General features: G+C 66.0%; 17 protein-coding genes. 4 read left to right on the top strand and 13 right to left on the bottom strand.

The window, feature by feature from the left end:
• Window positions 1-102: 102 nt before the first annotated feature.
• Genes recJ through BerOc1_RS15475 form a run of 9 tightly spaced genes read right to left on the bottom strand, consistent with a single transcriptional unit; the run spans window position 103 to window position 7,983 of the window.
• Window positions 103-1,812, bottom strand: a complete 1,710-nt coding sequence (recJ, locus tag BerOc1_RS15515; protein WP_071546557.1) for a single-stranded-DNA-specific exonuclease RecJ — start codon at window positions 1,810-1,812, stop codon at window positions 103-105.
• A gap of 18 nt (window positions 1,813-1,830) precedes the next feature.
• Complete coding sequence (locus tag BerOc1_RS15510; protein ID WP_071546556.1) at window positions 1,831-2,691, bottom strand: HDOD domain-containing protein; 861 nt, start codon at window positions 2,689-2,691, stop codon at window positions 1,831-1,833.
• Between the two features lie 41 nt (window positions 2,692-2,732).
• Window positions 2,733-3,626, bottom strand: coding sequence for a tetratricopeptide repeat protein (locus BerOc1_RS15505; RefSeq protein ID WP_071546555.1), 894 nt, complete (start codon window positions 3,624-3,626; stop codon window positions 2,733-2,735).
• A gap of 9 nt (window positions 3,627-3,635) precedes the next feature.
• Window positions 3,636-4,340 carry an orotidine-5'-phosphate decarboxylase gene (gene pyrF / locus BerOc1_RS15500; RefSeq protein ID WP_071546554.1) on the bottom strand — a complete coding sequence of 235 codons (705 nt, stop codon included), beginning with the start codon at window positions 4,338-4,340 and terminating at the stop codon, window positions 3,636-3,638.
• Window positions 4,333-4,974: a guanylate kinase gene (gene gmk, locus BerOc1_RS15495; RefSeq protein ID WP_071546553.1), complete on the bottom strand. Its 642-nt coding sequence runs from the start codon at window positions 4,972-4,974 to the stop codon at window positions 4,333-4,335. Before gmk ends, pyrF begins: the two co-directional genes overlap by 8 nt.
• The gene (locus BerOc1_RS15490) at window positions 4,975-5,229 is read right to left on the bottom strand and encodes a DUF370 domain-containing protein (protein WP_071546552.1); all 255 of its coding nucleotides are present in this window, start codon (window positions 5,227-5,229) and stop codon (window positions 4,975-4,977) included.
• A 6-nt stretch (window positions 5,230-5,235) separates the two neighbouring features.
• Window positions 5,236-6,117, bottom strand: a complete 882-nt coding sequence (locus tag BerOc1_RS15485; protein WP_071546551.1) for a YicC/YloC family endoribonuclease — start codon at window positions 6,115-6,117, stop codon at window positions 5,236-5,238.
• A gap of 43 nt (window positions 6,118-6,160) precedes the next feature.
• On the bottom strand, window positions 6,161-6,694 hold the full coding sequence (locus BerOc1_RS15480) for a DUF4416 family protein (protein ID WP_071546550.1): 534 nt from the start codon (window positions 6,692-6,694) through the stop codon (window positions 6,161-6,163).
• Window positions 6,691-7,983 (bottom strand): MiaB/RimO family radical SAM methylthiotransferase, encoded by a 1,293-nt coding sequence (locus BerOc1_RS15475; protein ID WP_071546549.1) that lies wholly within the window; start codon window positions 7,981-7,983, stop codon window positions 6,691-6,693. Before BerOc1_RS15475 ends, BerOc1_RS15480 begins: the two co-directional genes overlap by 4 nt.
• 60 nt (window positions 7,984-8,043) lie before the next feature.
• Between BerOc1_RS15475 and BerOc1_RS15470 the strand changes: the two genes are divergently transcribed.
• Entirely contained in the window at window positions 8,044-8,667 is a 624-nt protein-coding gene (locus BerOc1_RS15470) for a tetratricopeptide repeat protein (RefSeq protein ID WP_071546548.1), read from the top strand.
• A 2-nt stretch (window positions 8,668-8,669) separates the two neighbouring features.
• On the opposite strand, the gene mnmA is transcribed toward BerOc1_RS15470, so the two are convergent.
• Complete coding sequence (mnmA, locus tag BerOc1_RS15465; RefSeq protein WP_071546547.1) at window positions 8,670-9,707, bottom strand: tRNA 2-thiouridine(34) synthase MnmA; 1,038 nt, start codon at window positions 9,705-9,707, stop codon at window positions 8,670-8,672.
• 141 nt (window positions 9,708-9,848) lie between these two features.
• Between mnmA and BerOc1_RS15460 the strand changes: the two genes are divergently transcribed.
• Window positions 9,849-10,055 carry a hypothetical protein gene (locus BerOc1_RS15460; protein WP_071546546.1) on the top strand — a complete coding sequence of 69 codons (207 nt, stop codon included), beginning with the start codon at window positions 9,849-9,851 and terminating at the stop codon, window positions 10,053-10,055.
• 79 nt (window positions 10,056-10,134) lie between these two features.
• Here the strand turns inward: BerOc1_RS15460 and gatA are convergent, their stop codons facing one another.
• The 3 genes from gatA to BerOc1_RS15445 are packed head-to-tail and all read right to left on the bottom strand — an operon-like array spanning window position 10,135 to window position 13,963.
• Window positions 10,135-11,592: an Asp-tRNA(Asn)/Glu-tRNA(Gln) amidotransferase subunit GatA gene (gene gatA / locus BerOc1_RS15455; RefSeq protein ID WP_071546545.1), complete on the bottom strand. Its 1,458-nt coding sequence runs from the start codon at window positions 11,590-11,592 to the stop codon at window positions 10,135-10,137.
• Window positions 11,593-11,619: 27 nt separating this feature from the next.
• On the bottom strand, window positions 11,620-11,904 hold the full coding sequence (gene gatC, locus BerOc1_RS15450) for an Asp-tRNA(Asn)/Glu-tRNA(Gln) amidotransferase subunit GatC (RefSeq protein ID WP_071546544.1): 285 nt from the start codon (window positions 11,902-11,904) through the stop codon (window positions 11,620-11,622).
• A gap of 37 nt (window positions 11,905-11,941) precedes the next feature.
• Window positions 11,942-13,963 carry a type 1 periplasmic-binding domain-containing protein gene (locus BerOc1_RS15445; RefSeq protein ID WP_071547152.1) on the bottom strand — a complete coding sequence of 674 codons (2,022 nt, stop codon included), beginning with the start codon at window positions 13,961-13,963 and terminating at the stop codon, window positions 11,942-11,944.
• A gap of 311 nt (window positions 13,964-14,274) precedes the next feature.
• On the opposite strand from BerOc1_RS15445, the gene BerOc1_RS15440 reads away from it, so the two are divergent.
• Complete coding sequence (locus tag BerOc1_RS15440) at window positions 14,275-16,251, top strand: HAMP domain-containing methyl-accepting chemotaxis protein (protein ID WP_071546543.1); 1,977 nt, start codon at window positions 14,275-14,277, stop codon at window positions 16,249-16,251.
• A 10-nt stretch (window positions 16,252-16,261) separates the two neighbouring features.
• A complete protein-coding gene (locus BerOc1_RS15435; protein ID WP_071546542.1) occupies window positions 16,262-16,756 on the top strand; it encodes a chemotaxis protein CheW in 495 nt (164 codons plus the stop codon).
• The last annotated feature ends 42 nt before the right edge of the window (window positions 16,757-16,798 follow it).

The raw sequence follows: 16,798 nt of genomic DNA, 5'->3' as shown, positions 1-16,798 counted from the left end.
GAAGGCGCATATATGGGGTGCAGGGGTGCGAGCCCCTGCCCGCCGGAGGCGAAATCATCTAATTATCGCCGCGCAGCGGCCATCCAGCCCTGATTTTAAAACCTAAAAGATCCAATCCCGAATACGCAGGTCAATACTCGGAATCCCCCGGAACCGGTCGATCTTGGGCGTGAAGGCGAAGCGCATGACCCGGTTGTGCACGGCGCGGGTCAGGGAGTCGGCCATGCGCCAGGCCTTGCCGGGCAGCTTCGCGCCGGACTCCTGGTCCTCGAGGACGAGCTTGACGTGTTCGCCCTCGCGGCCGAACAGGGCGTGCTCGGCCACGCGCACGGGCCTGGTGGCAAAGACCGGCTCGGGGTTGCCCATGCCGAAGGGCTGGAGCAGTTCCAGTTCCTTGAGCAGGGTGTTGTTGATGTTTGAGAAGGCCAGCTCGTGGTCGAGCTTGAGGGTGGGCGTGAGCGGCTTGGCCCCAAGAGTGGCCACCACGTGGTCGTTGAATCGTTCGCGCAGGGCTTCGAGGTTCTCGGGCTTGAGCGAGACCCCGGCGGCCTGGGCGTGGCCGCCGAACCCTTCGAGCACGTCGGCCACCTCGGCCAACCCGTCGTGCAGGTTGAACTCCGGGATGCTCCGGCCCGATCCCTTGATCAGGCCGCCCGCGGCCTCGGGCGCGCAGAGCAGCAGGGTCGGCCGGTAGTACTTCTCGACCACCCGCGAGGCCACGATGCCGATGATGCCCGGATGCCAGTGTTCGGCGTACAGGACCAGCCCGGCCATGTGGCGCATGGTCTCGGCCTGGGCCATGGCCTGGTCCGCGATCTCCTGCTCCTGGCGGCGGCGCTCCATGTTGATGGCGTTGAGCTCCTCGGCGATGGGCATGGCCGAGTCGAAATCCTTGGCCAGCAGCAGATTCAGTGCCTTTTCCGGATCGCCCATGCGCCCGGCGGCGTTGATCCGGGGGGCCAGGTGAAAGCCGATCTGCCCGGCCCCGAGCTCGGCCTGGCGGTCGTAATCGCTGACGACCTTCAGCGCCGCCATGCCGGGCCGTTTGGCGTCCTTGATGACCAGCAGACCGTTCTTGACCAGGATGCGGTTCTGGCCGGTCAGCCGGACGATGTCCGCGATGGTCCCGAGCGCCACCAGATCGAGCAGCGGGCGCACGTCCACCTTGTCGCCGGGCAAAAGGCTGTTCAGGGCCACCACGAGCATGAAGGCCACGCCCACCCCGGCTAGGTCGTCGCACGGGCCGCCGTCGGACAGGCGCGGGTCGCACACCGCGTGGGCCTCGGGCAGGGTCTCGCCGGGCAGGTGATGGTCCGTGACCACCACGGTCATGCCCAGCTCCCGGGCGCGGGCCACCGGCGCGATGTCGGAAATGCCGCAGTCCACGGTCAGGAGCATGGTCGCGCCCTGCTCGTGGAGCCGCTCCACGCCCTCGACGTTCATGCCGTAGCCCTCCTCCATGCGGTTGGGCAGGTGGTGCATGACGTCTTGGCCGCGCAGGGCGAAGAATTCCTTGATGACCGCCGTGGCCGTGATGCCGTCCACGTCGTAGTCGCCCCAGACGGCCAGGGCGCGGCCCTCGGCCAGCCCTTGGGCGATGGTCTCGGCGGCCTCGGTCAGGCCGGGGACCTCGGCCGGATTGGCCATGTGCCGCAGCAGCGGGCTGAGAAAGCGGTCCATCTCGGTCACGTCGGTCAGCCCCCGGTTCCAGAGGATTTCGACGATGAGCGGCGATACGTTCAGTTCTTCGGCCATGGCGGCGGCCGACGGCGGCGCGTCCCCCTCGTTGCGGGGTTTCCAGATGCAAGGCAAGGCGATTTTCCCGTGTGGTCAGGAGAGTATGTTCACGAATTGTTCGATGTCGTCCGAGTCGACCAGCTCCTCGGCGACTTCCAGAAGATCGTCCACGTCCACGTCCACGGCCCGGCAGAGTTCCTCCACCCGCTCGCCGTAGCGTCCGTCCGGGTCGTCCACGGCGTGGACCACGCTGTCGGCCAGGCTGATGACGTTGGACTCGTTCGAAAAATCAGGCGACAGGTCCGGCGAATGGTGCCAGTTGACCGGCTCCACCAGGGCTGCGGGCAAGTCCCAGGAGCGCAGCACCAGCGCGCCGATGACCGCGTGGTCCAGCCCCCAGTATTCCTCCTCGGCCTCGCTGTCGAGCATCTCGTCGCTCTCGGCCATCTCGCGGATGGCCGCCCAGTCGTCCGGGCGCTTCAGGGCGGTGACCAGTTTGCCGAAATCGTGGAGCAGCCCGGAGGTGAACAGGTTCTCCGGCTTGCCCACATCGATCATGTGGGACAGTTCCCTGGCCACCATGGCGACCATGAACTGGTGCGCCCAGTAGCGCCCCAGGTCGAAATCCTCGGGCATGGAATAGCGCCGGGTCAGCCCGGTCACGCCCAGCGCCAGGACGATGTTGCGGATTTCGGCCATGCCGAGCACGGCGGCGGCGCGGGCCACGCTCTGGACCTCGGCCTGCAGGCCGTAGTAGGCGGAATTGGCCAGCTTCAGAATGCGGGCGGTCAGCCCCTGGTCCCTGCCCAGGGTTTCGCCCACGTCCTCCATGGAGGCCAGCGACCCGTTGCCGGTCTGGACAAACAGCTGCTTCAGGACCTCGGGCGAAAAAGGCAGGTCCTCGCGCATGAGCGGCAGTTCCTGAAGAAAGCCCTGGATCTTATCCTGATTCATGAACACTCCTGCCCCAAGCCGCCGGGCGGCCCACCGGACCCTTAATCCAGCTTGATGGGCGCCGCCGGAGCCGGTTTTTCCCCGTCGGCCGCATCCGCATCATCCTTGGGCCGCCGGTCGGGCTTGACCGCCGACACGTCAGGTCCCTCGTCCTTGCCCACATATCCCTTGTCCTTGAGGAAAGCCCAGAACTTCAGGCTCGCCTCGAGGTTCGGGTTCACTTCCAGACTCTTGAGCAGATATTTCCGACACCCCTCCACGTTGCCCTTCTCGAAGTAGCAGCGGGCGATGTTGTGGTAGAGGTGCTCGTCGTTCTGGACCAGCTGCTCGGCACGAAGATAATACTGCAGGGCCTGGTCGTACATCCTGTTCTTGCGCATGTTGATGCCGAAGTCGTTGAACAGGTGCTTGTGTTCGGCGTCGAAGGCGGCCTCGAGCCCGACCAGCCGTTCGAAGATGTCGTTGGCCTTGGCCTGGTCGCCCCGGTCGAGGTAAGTCAGTCCCAGGCCGAAGTTGGCCCGGACGTTCTCCTCGTCGATGGCCATGGCCTGTTTGTACTCGAACTCGGCGGAATAGGCCGCGCCCCGCTCGCGGTGCTGCTCGCCGCGCACGATGGCGCTGTCCATCTCCTTGATGGCCGGATAGACAGTGGACACGTAGAATTCGGGTTCGGGGTTGAACTTGGTCAGGAAATCGTCGCGCGGGATGCTGCGCTTGGGGCCGGAGGGCACGTAGTTGCGGTTCAGGGGCTGGACGGAAATTTCGCCGGTGTCGAGCTCCTCGGCGTCCCAGTACGTCTTCTGGATCGTCTTGCGCTGCGTGGTCCCTGTCCCGACCTTGGCGACGGTCTGCGTGGAGAAGACGCCCTTGATCTTCTCGGCCCCGTCCCGCACTATTTCGTGCCGGTTATCGGCACCCTGCCCCTGCTCGGCCATCCAACACTCCTATAGGGCCCGGCTCATCTCCTCGATGATCGCCCGGGCCGCTTCATCCGGCCGTTTCGCCCTGGTCACGGGCCTGCCCACCACCAGGAAATCCGATCCGCCGCGTACCGCCTCCGCAGGAGTGACGACCCGCCGCTGGTCCCCGGTCTCGGCAAAGGCCGGACGGATGCCGGGGGTGAGACAGACGAACCCGCTCCCGCAGGCCCCTTTTATCCGCTCCACTTCCAGGCCCGAGCAGACCACTCCATTTAAGCCATATTGCTTGGCTTTCACCGCCAGGTCAAGGGCCATCTCCGAGGGGCCCGGCGCGTTCTTCACGGGCAAGTCGCCCTCGGCCATGCTGGTCAGCATGGTTATTGCCAGAACCAGGGGAGGAGTCTGGCCGGGAGCCGTGCCCTCGGCGCATCCCTCCATGGCCGCCCGGGCCATGCGTTCCCCGCCCAGGGCGTGGATGTCGACGATGTCCGCACCCAGCCGAGCGGCCGAGCGCACCGCGCCCTGCACGGTATTCGGGATGTCGAAGAATTTCAGGTCCAGAAAGACCCTGAAGCCCATCTCCTTGAGTCCAGTGACCACCTTGGGTCCCTCGGCCGTGAACAGCTCCAGGCCGACCTTCATCCACGGGGCCGCGCCCCGCAGGGTCCGGGCCATGGCCAGGGCCGGGTCCGCCTCCTTGAAATCCAACGCGACGACGAGCTCAGCCATTGTTTTCCCAGGTCCTCATGATGTTGTCGAGAATGCCGGGCCGCAGCGACGGCTTGCACTTTCCGGCCAGGTACACGGCCTCGAGTTCCTTGTACGCCGCGTCCAGGTCGTCGTTGACCACCCAGTAGTCGAACCATTCGGCCTGGGCCAGTTCGCCCGAGGCGTTGGTCAGCCGCTTGGCGATGGACTCCTCCGAGTCGGTGCCGCGCCCCTTGAGACGGCGCACCAGCTCCTCGCGGGACGGGGGCAGCAGAAAGACGAAGGTGCCCTTGTAGAAGGTCTTTTTCAGCTGCTTGGCACCCTGCACGTCAATGTCGAAGAGCACGTCCTGACCCTGATGGAGCATCGCCTCCACCGGCTTGGTGGCCGTGCCGTAGAAGTTGCCGTGGACCTCGGCCCACTCGCAGAACGCGCCCTTGCTGCGCATGGCGACAAAGGTCTCGCGGGACACGAAGTGGTATTCCCGTCCGTCCTGCTCGGCCCCGCGCGGGGCGCGGGTGGTGTAGGAGACCGAAAAACCGAAGTCCGGGTAGCGCTCGCGCAGCATGGCGATGAGCGTGCTCTTGCCCGTGCCGCTGGGCGCGCAGACGACCAGGACCTCGCCCAGCCTGAATTTGTGATCGTCCTGACCCACCTACTCCCCCTCGTCCGCGCTGAAGCGCTGCCCGATGGTCTCGGCCTGGATGGCGGAAAGGACAACATGGTTGGAGTCGGTGACGATGATCGCCCGGGTCTTGCGGCCCTGGGTGGCGTCGATGAGCCGGCCCTCGGCGCGGGCGTCCTCGCGCAGCCGCCGCATGGGCGCGCTGGACGGGTTGACGATGGAGATGACCCGGTCAAGCACCACGAAATTGCCGAAACCGACGTTGAGTAATCCCTGTTTCTGCATGCCTACCTACTCGATGTTTTGCACCTGTTCGCGGCAGCGTTCCAGCTCCGCCTTGAAATCCACGACCAACCGGCTGACCTCTGTATCCTGCGCCTTGTTGCCGCAGGTGTTGATCTCGCGGAAGGTCTCCTGCACCAGGAAGTCGAGCTTCTTGCCCACTTCGTCCTTGTCGGCCAGAACCTCGGCCAGCCGTTCCAGATGGGCGTCGAGCCGGGTCAGCTCCTCGGACACGTCGAGCTTGTCCGTGAGGTAGGCCACCTCCTGGAGCATGCGGTCTTCGGAAAATTCGGCGTTGGCCGATTCCAGCATGTCGGTGATGCGCTGCCTGAGCGATGCCTTCTTGGCCTCGAGGATGTCCGGCACGCGCTCGCGGACCTTGTCGGCCAGTTCGCGCAGGGTGGCGAGCCGGGCCGTGAGATCGGCCACCAGCGCCTCGCCTTCGCGGGACCGGGAAGCCACCCAGTCGGCCAGGGCCGTTTCCAGCCCCTTGTTCAGGCTCTCGGCCAGCCCGGGATCGGGCTCGGAGCCGCTGTCGCGCCACAGGGCGGGCATGGCCAGGACCCGATTGTAGTCCGGATTGAATATCTCGCCCCGGCTCTCGGCCAGCTTTTCCATGGCCTGGAACATGGCCTGGGCCATGGTCTCGTTGAAGGACACGCCGAGCACCCCGGCGTCCAGGACCTCGAGGTTCAGGGAGACGTCCACCCGGCCGCGCGAGGCGTAGGTGCGCACGATCCGCTCCCAGCCGTTCTCCAGGGAGCGCAGGGAGCCGGGCATGCGCCACTTGACGTCCAGGAACCGGCCGTTGACGCTCTTGATCTCCCAGACGTGCGTCCAGGCGTGTTCATTGGTCTCGCACCGGCCGAAGCCGGTCATGCTTACAGGCATATGTTCTTCCTTCTGGTTGGAAGCCGCGTGTTGTGGAAAATACTCACTTTTGCGGCTTGCTCAGCTTGTTTTTATACGACAGGCGCAGCTTTGTCAGCCGCGTTTTCATGGCCTCCCCCGCATAGTCCGGGAAGGTCCAGGGAAAATCCACCCAGCGCTTGCGCTGCCACATGAGCGTCAGGTCGGCCCAGATACCGTCCCTGAGATAGACGCGGTGCGAAAAATTCTTGCCCGTGGCCAGGATCAGGGACTGCTGTGTGAGGAAGCCGGGGTCCAGGTTGAACCGCCTGCGCCCGTCCACCGCATACCGGCGCTCCACCGCGTTGGTCCACAGCTTGATGTCCGCCAGCGCGTCCAGGGGGCGCAACGCATCGAAGGCGATCAGCCGCCGGGTGATGGGTGTCCCCAGCTCCTCGTCGTAGTAGTCGGTCTGGTCGAAGGCGAACTCCTCGGAAGCCTCGAACGGACCGAAGCGCGCCTTAAATTCCGCGCCCACCTCGGGCCAGAACGCGTCCCAGTCCGCGCTCAGCACCGAGACGACCAGCATCCCCGGATCGGGCGTCCTGGGCGTGCTCATTCCCCTTCCTCCACGGGTTTGACGACGACCACGCCCTTGTCCACGCGCACGGGGCGCGCCCGGACCAGGGAACGGGGCGCGCAGCCGGGCGCGTCCTCGAACCGGCAGGCCGCGTAGTACTGGCTGACCCCGCGTCCGCGCCCGTCCTGGACCAGGACGTCCAGGTGCGGCAGGTCGAGCAATCGCTTGAGAAAGGCCGTCTTCCTGCGGCCCACCAGCTTGCGCAGCCGGGCCGCCCGCTCCTTGCGCACCGGCACGTCCACCGCGTCGGGCAGGTCCACGGCCCGGGTGCCGGGCCGCTCGGAGTAGGGAAAAACGTGTCCGTAGGTCAGGGGCAGGGCCCGGCACAACTCCACGGTGCGCTTGAACTGCGCCTCGGTCTCGCCCGGGAACCCGGTGATCAGGTCCGCGCCCAGTCCCATGACCGGCCAGTGCGCCTTGAGCCGTTCCATGAACTCCACGGCGGACTGCGGCGAGTAGTGGCCGCGCCCCATGGCCTTGAGCACGTCCGGGTCGCCGCTCTGGAGGGAGAGATGGAGTTGCGGGCAGACCAGCCGGGACGCGCCGAGCACGGCAAGCGCCTTGTCGGTCAGCTGGCCCGGCTCCACGGACGAGATGCGCAGCCGCGCCCGCCCGGCCCAGTCCAGGGCGAAGGCCTTTTCCAGGCGGGCCACAAGGTCCCAGAAGTCCGGCTTGCCGGGCAGGTCGCGTCCGAAATGGCGCAGGTTGATGCCGCTCAGGATGAACTCGCGGAAGCCAGCAGCAAGCAGCCTGCCGACCTCGGCCTCCACCTCGGCCATGTCGCGGCTCACGGACCGGCCGCGCGTCAGGGGCACGATGCAGTAGGTGCAGAAATGGGAGCAGCCGTCCTGGACCTTGACCACGGCCCGGGCCCGGCCGTAGCCCGTGATGGAAAAGGGCGCGAACTTCGGCTTTTCGCCGCCGCCCCGCCCCGTATCCTCCGGACCGTCCAGGAGCCGCGCCTTGTCCGCCTGGGCGACCACCCGGACCACGCCGGGAAGCGTCGCCAACTCGTCGGGCATGACCTGGGCCGCGCATCCGGTGACGATGATCCCGGCCTCGGGGTTGTCGCGGTGGAAGCGGCGCACGGCCTGGCGCAGGTCGGCCACGGCGTTGGCGGTCACGGCGCAGGAATTGACCAGGATGAGATCGGCCTCGCGCGGGTCGTCCACCTCGACCGCGTCCCGCCCAGCCCAGGCCTCGGCGATGGACCGGGTCTCGTACTGGTTGATCTTGCAGCCCAGGGTGGCGGTGTGGAAGGTTGTCATGCTAGAATACGTCTGTCCGGTTTGTAAAAAAGTTCATCAACTCTAGCCGAGGTGGCCCCCATGAAGCAAACGAATGCCATTTCCCGCCGCTCAGGCACCGCGTCCCGGCTTCGGGCCGCGATTCTCGCTCCCCTGCTCGCCATGCTCCTGGCCCTGCCGCTCGCGGCCTGCGTGGGCTCGTCCCTCGGCGTGGGCGTCGGGGTGGGCACCGGTGGGGGCGGCGTGGGCGTCGGCGTGGGCGCGGGCTCGACCTCGGTGGGCTTCGGCGCGGGGGGGATCGGCGTGTCCCTGAACTCCTACGGGGACTTTTTGAACAACGGCCCGAACGAGGCCTATCTCAACAACAAGGCAGGAATCAAGCAGTTGAACGACGGAAATTTCGAGGCGGCCCGCAAAATCTTCACCGACACCCTCGAAAAATACCCGGATCTGCCGGACTCCACCTACTATCTCGGCCTGACGCTCATCTACATGGACCAGCGCGAGGCGGGCTTCGGCCTGCTCAAGACCTACCGTGAGCCCCTCTACTACCGGGCCACCAGCGCGGTGCAGCGCTCGGCCACGTACCTGGAGAAGAAGCCGGAGCTGACCGCCGAAAAAATCCACAAGGTCATGAACAAGGAGCGCCGCGACGGGTTCGACCGCGACCTCCAGGAACGGCTCGAACGCAACCGCGACTGGTAGAGCTACAGCGCCTCCTCGATGATCCCGCCGCCGAGCACGGTCCCGGCCTCGTCGAAGACCGCCGCCACCTGGCCGGGCGTGGGCCGCGTGTGCGGCTCCAGGAAATCGAAATACAGCTTGCCGCCGGACAGCCACGCCTTGGCGGGCTTGGCCTTCTGGCGGTAGCGGGTCTGGACCAGCACGGTGCCGGGCCAGTCCCTGACCGGGCACATGAGGTTGACCTGTCCGGCCACGCACCCGTTGGCGGCGAGAAATTCCCTGGGGCCCACGATGAGGGTATTGCTCTCTACCTCCTTGTCCAGGACGTAAAGCGGCTCGGACCACGGAATGCCCAAGCCCCGCCGCTGGCCCTGGGTGTGCCGCCACAGCCCCTGGTGCTCGCCGATGACCCGGCCGTCCGGCAGGGCCGCCGGGCCCGGGCCGGGCATGTCGCAACGCGCGGTCAGAAAGTGCTGGTAGTCGTCGTCCGGCACGAAGCAGATCTCCTGGCTCTCGCTGGGCAGCGGCGGAGTCAGCCCGTGTTCCGCAAGGATGGCGGGCACGTCGCGCTTGAAGGTCCGGGCCAGGGGAAACTCGGCCAGACGCAGCTTTTCCACCGGAACCATGGACAGGAAATAGCTCTGGTCCTTGGAGGCGTCCTGGCCGCGCACCAGCATCCGCCCCTGCTCCCGGTCGGCCAAGCTGACGTAATGCCCGGTGGCCAGCCGGTCCGCCCCGAGGTTGCGGGCCGCGTCGAAGAGCACCCCGAACTTCATGCGCGGGTTGCACATGGCGCACGGATTGGGCGTCAGCCCGGCCCGATATTCGGCCACGAACGGCTTGACCACCCGGTCGTCAAAGGCCTCGTGCAGGTCCAGGGCATGGAACGGCACGCCCAACGTCTCGCAGGCCGCGCCCAGCCCTTCCGCCACCCGCTCCCAGGCCGGGGACGGGGGCAGGAAATGGCCGTGCACGGCAAAAATCGCCTCGCCCCGCTCCTTGAGCAGCGCAAGCGCCAGCAAACTGTCCATGCCGCCCGAAACGGCCACGGCAACGGTCATCAACGTTCTCCCCTGTGCGTCATGTGCGGCATCCTACGAGACCGGGAGAAAAATGGGAAGGTATTATAATCCGGTGGTATCCCGGCGAGATGGCGTGGACGGTTTCTTACCCTGCCGCCGACAATGGTTAATGGACGCCCCATGGAGCACCAATACCACGGCATCGGCTTCCTGGCCTTCACCGCCCTGTTCTTCCTGGCCGGATTCCTCGGCCTGTACCGGGCCTGGCGCAAAGGCGGACCGGCCTCGAACATCCGGTTCGTGAACCACGGGGCCATGGGCCGGACGAGCCTCAACTACAACTGGATGAAGGACGACAACGCCGAGGAGCCGGACCGCAGGCGATGAGCCCGGACTTCCAATACTCAGCCAATAAAAAAAGCCGGTTGCCGATCCATATCGGCAACCGGCTTTCTCTTGGCGTCGACTAGAGTTCAGGCATGGACAGAGGCGGCAGGGCGCGCTCCAGCCGTTCGGCCACGGAGAGCATGTCGGCTTCGCTGAAGGCCGGGCCCATGAGCTGGAGGCCCACCGGCATGACCGAGTCCTTCCCCAGCCCCACGGGCAGGGACATGGCCGGGATGCCCGCCAGGTTGGCGGAGATGGTGAAGATGTCCATGAGATACATCTGTAGCGGATCGGCCTTGTCGCCCTTGATGAAGGCCGTGGTCGGGCAGACCGGCCCGGCGATGAAGTCGCACTGCCCGAAGGCCTTGTCGAAGTCCTGGCGCAGCAGGCGGCGGACCTTGGCGGCCTTGTTGTAGTAGGCGTCGTAGTAGCCGCTGGAGAGCACGTAGGTGCCCATGATGATGCGCCGCTGCACCTCGTCGCCGAACCCTTCGGTGCGGCTGGCGGTGTACATGTCGATCAGCTCCTCGGCCTTCTTGTTGCGGTGGCCGAAGCGCACGCCGTCGAACCGGGACAGGTTGGACGAGGCCTCGGCCATGGCGATGATGTAGTAGGTGGCGATGGCGTACTCGGTCAGGGACAGCTTGACCGGCACGGCCTCGGCTCCGAGCTTCTGCATCTCGGCCACGGCGCCCGCGCAGGCCTCCTTGACCTCCTCGTCCAGGCCCTCGCCCCAGTATTCCTCGGGCAAGCCGATCTTCACGCCTTTGAGGTCCTCGCGGCCGAGCCCGGCCAGGTAGTCCGGAACCTCGACGTCCACGGAGGTGGAGTCCTTGGGGTCGTGTCCGGCCATGACCTGGAGCAGCCGGGCCGCGTCCTCCACGGACCGGGTCATGGGCCCTATCTGGTCCAGCGACGAGCCGTAGGCGATCAGCCCGAAACGGGAGATGCGCCCGTAGGTGGGCTTGAGCCCGACGATGCCGCAGAACGAGGACGGGGTGCGGATGGACCCGCCGGTGTCGGTGCCGAGCGCGCCGAAGCACTGCCCGGCCGCCACAGTGGCCCCGGAGCCACCCGAAGACCCGCCGGGCACGCGTTCCACGTCCCACGGGTTGGCGGTCATGAAAAACGCGGAGTTCTCGGTGGACGAACCCATGGCGAACTCGTCCATGTTGGCCTTGCCCACGAATACGGCCCCGGCCTCCTTCAACCTGGCCACGGCCGTGGCGTCGTAAAAGGGCACGAAATTCTCGAGGATCTTCGAGCCGCAGGTGGTCTTCACGCCCTTGGTGGTCAACAGGTCCTTGAGCACCATGGGCACGCCCCACAGCGGCTTGGACGGGTCCGGACCGGCGGCGTCCATGGCCTCGGCCTGCTTCATGGCCTCTTGGCCCATGACCGTGATGAGCGCCCTGACCTGGGGCTCGGTGGCCTCGATGCGGTCCAGGCAGTGCTTGACCACCTCGACAACCTTGACGTCGCCGGATTGCAGCAGGGCCGCGATCTCGGAAAGGGTCTTCGTGTGCAGTTCAGACATCAATCAATCCTGAATTATATCAAAATATTAAACAATGCGCGGAACAATGAAGAACTGGCCGTCCTGCTCCGGGGCGTTGGCCAGGATTTCCTCGCGCCTGTAGTCCTTGCGCACCTCGTCCCGGCGCAGCACAGTGGTGTGCTTGACAGGGCTGTACAGGGGCTCCACCGCGTCCGTGTCGAGCTCGCCGAGCTTGTCCATGTAGGCGAGGATGTCGCCGAGCTGCCCGGCGAACAATTCGAGCTTGTCCTCGGGCAGGTCGAGCCGGGAGAGGCTGGCGACCTTGGCCACTTCTTCGGGACTGATCTTCATGGTTTTCTCCTTTATGCGCCGCACCGGCTGGGGGCGGCTACTGGCCGGAGGCCGAGGGTTTGCCCTCTTCCTCCAGCCGCTTCTCGTAATTTTCCATGCGCCGCTCGCGCCGGGCCTTGGCCCTGGCGATGCGTTCGGCGAACTTTTCCGGGTCCATGATCCGCTTGCCGTTGGAGGCCGGGGTGAACAGGTACAGGTCCTGGCTGGCCGCGCCGTCCTCGTTCCAGGTCATGGGGGCCATGCTGAAGTCCATGCGCTCGGCCCTGTGTATGCGCTTGTTGACCATGGCGCTGTCCCAGGACGCGGGCAGGGTGCCGAGCTTTCCGGCGAAACGCAGGAAGTCGTAGCCCAGCGCCACCCAGAAGTCTGCCTGGCCCAAGCCCTCCTCGGTCAGGGCCGCCTGGAGCGCCCTGCCGCCGTCCGAACCGTCCCACCACGCGCCGGGGCAGACCGCCAGGCGGTAGTAGTGCTCGTCCACGTCCTTGGCGTCGTCCAGGGCGCGGCTCCACAGGCCGGGGCCGAGGAAGACCAGTTGGTCGCCCTCGTAAAAGAAGAAGTTGGGCAGCAAGGTCTGGGCCTGACGCCAGCCGTCCGGGATGAATACGGCCCCGAAGTCCGGCATGGGCAGGGGCACGTCCTTGTTGTTGCTGAAATCGGACGGCACGTTCAACAGCTTGCCCACCCGGCGGGTCCACTGCTTGAGCTCGTGCGGCGGATAGGACTGCATGCCCTTGATCCGGCCGCCCAGCGGCGCGGCCTCGTTGTAGAAGGTCTGGGCCATGGACCGGCCGAACTTCTCCTCGGGGTAGAAGACGGCCAGATCGGTGATGCCGAGCTTGTCCACGGTCAGGTGGACCAGGCTGCGCACCTCGTCGTTGCGGCTCGAGAAGAAACGCCAGGCGTCCTTGCCCTCGGTCAAATCGCCCAGGGACGACAGGAAGGCGAACACGGCGCGCTTCTCAAGCACCCCGGCGGCCGGGGAATCGGCCTCGTAGAAACGCTTGAAGGCGTTGATGCGCAACGGCCCGCCGACCACGGTGAAATGGCTGGGCAGCTGTGCCAGCCGGGATTCCCATCCCGGGGCCTCGGTGTTGATGACCGCCAGCTCCACGTCCACGCCCTCCTGGGCCAGCCGCCACTGGGCCAGCCCGGCGCCGCGCAGGATCTTCACGCCCACCTTGGCGTACGGCCCGGTCACGGGCAGGGCCAGGGCCAGGCCGATGCGCGGCACGCCGTAGCGCGCCTCGAGCTCGGCCAGCTTGTCCCGCAGCGGGACGGGATCGGCCAGCTCGCCAGACGACGCCAGATCGCGCAGGGTGCGCCAGTTGGCGGACCAGGCCGTGTCGTCCGAGGCCGTGCGCACGCCGCGCTCGAAGGCCACCAGGGCGTAGGGGAAGCGCCACTGGTTGGACGGGTTGACCGCCTTGGCAAGGTCGCCCACATCGGTGTCGTCCATGTCGGTCAACTGCTGCCGAAACTCCTGCTCAAACAGGGACTTGGCGGGCGTGTCCGGGGCCTGGGCGTAGAATTTGTCCAGCACGTCCAGGGCGCGCTCGTAGTCCTCGTGGCCGCCGTAGTAACCGGCGTACCACAGGGCCACCTCCAGCTTGGTCGGCCACGGCACGTTGGCCGCGTCCAGGACCCACTTGAGGTGGTTGTCCAGCCGCTCGGTCTTGCCCAGTCCGGCCATGGCGTCCAGGTAGAGCCGCTCCCAGTCCGCCCGCTCCAGGGCCTGCGTGTCCAGGTTGGCCCACTGCTCCAGGGCGATGCGCGCCTGGTGGTAATGGCCGTTCCGCGAGGCGGCTTCGGCCAGACGGACGTAGATCGTGGGCAGTTCGCTCTTGACCAGGTCCGGCCGCTCCAGGGCGGCCGCGTAGTAGAGCTCGGCCGCCTCCCAGTGCCTGGCCTTCCAGGCGGCGTCGGCCTCGACCAGGAGATTGGGCGTGGACAGCAGGTCCGCGCTCTTGATGGGCATGGTCCGGGGCGCACAGCCCCAGACAAGGAGGCCGACCAGAACCAGTGCGGCCAGTGTCTTGACGGTATATGCGGAGTTTTTCATGGGAATGGCTTGGTGCATTGTGGGTTCGGCCGCGGCAGATGCCCGCAACCAGATAAAAAACCCGGCCCGCATACTGCGGACCGGGTAATGCTATACTTCTCTTGGCCTGTGAAGGCAAGCCATTCGAATCGCGGCCATGCGCGGACCGCCATTATCCCAACCCATTATAATCTACCGGACGTCATCATTTTATACTTGATTTTTGAGAATGATTATCATTATCAGGTAATCAAAGGCGAGGAAAACTTTAACCATACTCCAATTGGCAATTTAAAACAAGAGCAATTACTATTAGCAAAAGGAATACAATCATGATCAAGAACGTATCCATAGGACGCAAGCTCGGGATCGGCTTCGGCCTGGTTTTACTGCTCACGGTCATCGTCGCCGGCGCCGGCTACAGGGCCATCCGCAACAGCGAGGACGGTTTCGTACAATACAGGGGACTGGCCAGGGATTCCAACCTTGCCGGCCGGGTACAGGCTCACCTGCTCATGTTGAGGATGCACGTCATGACCTATCTCAACACCGGCACCGACGCCTCCAAGCAACAATACCATGAGGAATGGAACAAGACCAGGGAACTGGTCGCCATGGCCCTGTCCGAAATCAGGAAGCCCGAACGGGCCGCCCTGGTGACCGCCATCGACGAGAGCCTCAACGCCTACGACAAGGGCGTCACGGACCTGATCGCCGCCATGGACAAGCGCAACGGCCTGGTCAACAACGTCCTCAACGTTCAGGGCGCCCGCATGGCCGAGACCCTGACCGGAATCCTGGAGAGCGCCGAACGCGACGGCGACACCGTGGCCGCCTACAACGCGGCCATGACCCTGAAGCACCTGCTTCTGGCGCGCATCCACGTCTTCAAGTTCCTGGACACCAACGACGACGCCAACCAGGCCGCCGTTCTCGAACAAAACGGCCACATGGGCGAGTTTCTGGCCGTGCTCGACCGCGAACTGCAGAACCCGGAACGTCGCCGGGGGCTCAAGGACGTCCTCGACTCCCGCGAGGCCTACATCTCCGCATTCAAGACCGTGGCCGCCGTCATCCACGACCGCAACCAGACCATCCTCAACGATACCCTCTACCGCCTCGGACCCGAGATCGCCGACGAAATAGACAAGGTCAAGCTGTCGGTCATAACCGACCAGGACGAACTCGGCCCCCGGCTCCAGGCCTCCAACCAGCGCTCCATCGTCGTGACCGTGGCCATCTCCGCCGTGGCCGTCCTGATCGGCCTCTTCCTGGCCTGGCTCATCGCCCGCGGCATCACCGTCCCGCTCGGCAAGGCCCTGACCCTGAGCAAGCGCGTGGAAGGCGGCGACCTGTCCGCCGACATCGACGTGGACCAGAAGGACGAGATCGGCATCCTCTGTAGTTCCCTGCGCGCCATGGCGGCCAAGCTGCGCGACGTCTTCGGCGAGGTCCAGGACAGCTCCACCCATGTGGCAGCGGGCAGCGAGGAACTGTCCGCCGCGGCCCAGAGCCTGTCCGACAACGCCACCTCCCAGGCGGCCAGCATCGAAGAGGTCTCCTCCTCCATGGAAGAGATCGCCTCCAACATCCTCCAGAACACCGAAAACGCGAACCGCACCGAGGAGATCGCCCGCGATGCGGCCCGCGATGCCCGCGAGAGCGGCGACGCCGTCCAGGAAGCCATGAGCGCCATGACCAATATCGCGGAGAAGATCTCCATCATCGAGGAGATCGCCCGCCAGACCAACCTCCTGGCCCTGAACGCCGCCATCGAGGCCGCCCGCGCCGGAGAACACGGCAAGGGCTTCGCCGTGGTCGCCGCCGAGGTGCGCAAGCTGGCCGAACGCAGCGGACAGGCCGCCGCCGAGATCAGCGACCTCTCGTCCTCCAGCGTCCGGGTGGCCGAAAAGGCCGGTTCCATGCTGACCAGGCTTGTCCCGGACATCAGCCGCACCGCCGAGCTGGTCCAGGAAATCGCCGCCGCCAGCAGCGAGCAGAACGCGGGAGTCGAACAGATCAACTCCGCCATCATGCAACTCGACACCATCGTCCAGCAGAACGCCTCGGCCGCCGAGGAACTGGCCTCCACCAGCGAGGAGCTCGCCGGTCAGGGGCAGCAGATGCAGGAAGTCCTGAGCTACTTCGAGGTGGGCGCGGCCCCCGCCGCCCCGGCGGTCAGGGCCCACCGCCCCGCTCCCAAGGCACTGCCCAGGCCCGCGCGGACCGCGACGGCCGCCCCGATCGCCCCGGCCACCGGCCTGGACATCGACCTGGACACCGACGACACCGGCTTCGAACGGTTCTAGGAGGCACGCCATGAGCGACAAGAGAAACGACGCGAGGAATCAATATCTGACCTTTACCCTTGGCCCCAACGCCTTCGGTCTGGACATCGCCGGTGTCCGCGAGGTCCTTGAGCTGACGGAGATCACCGCCGTACCGAGAATGCCGCGACACATGCGCGGGGTCATCAACCTGCGCGGCAACGCGGTTCCGGTCACGGATCTGCGGCTCAAGCTGGGAATGGATACGGCCCGACCCACCGTGGACACGTGCATCATCATCACCGAAGTGCGCACGCTGGAGGGTAATCCGACCATGGGGCTGCTGGTCGATTCGGTACGGGAGGTCTTTGAAATGGCCCCCGAGGAGGTACTGCCCGCCCCGGCGATGGGCAGCGTCATCCGATCCGACTACATCCTGGGGATGGGGTCGCAGGACGGCGGCTTCATCATCCTCATGGACATCGACAGGGTCCTGACCGACACGGTTCCGGGCGGCCTCGCCCCCGGCCTGGACCGGGCGGCCTAGGCCCACGGCCCCAAAAGGAAAAGGCCGCCGGGGATATCCCCG

Source organism: Pseudodesulfovibrio hydrargyri, assembly GCF_001874525.1.
GTDB classification, from domain to species: domain Bacteria; phylum Desulfobacterota; class Desulfovibrionia; order Desulfovibrionales; family Desulfovibrionaceae; genus Pseudodesulfovibrio; species Pseudodesulfovibrio hydrargyri.
Note: the sequence above shows the minus strand (reverse complement) of the source record. Positions and strands in the feature narration are given on the sequence as shown.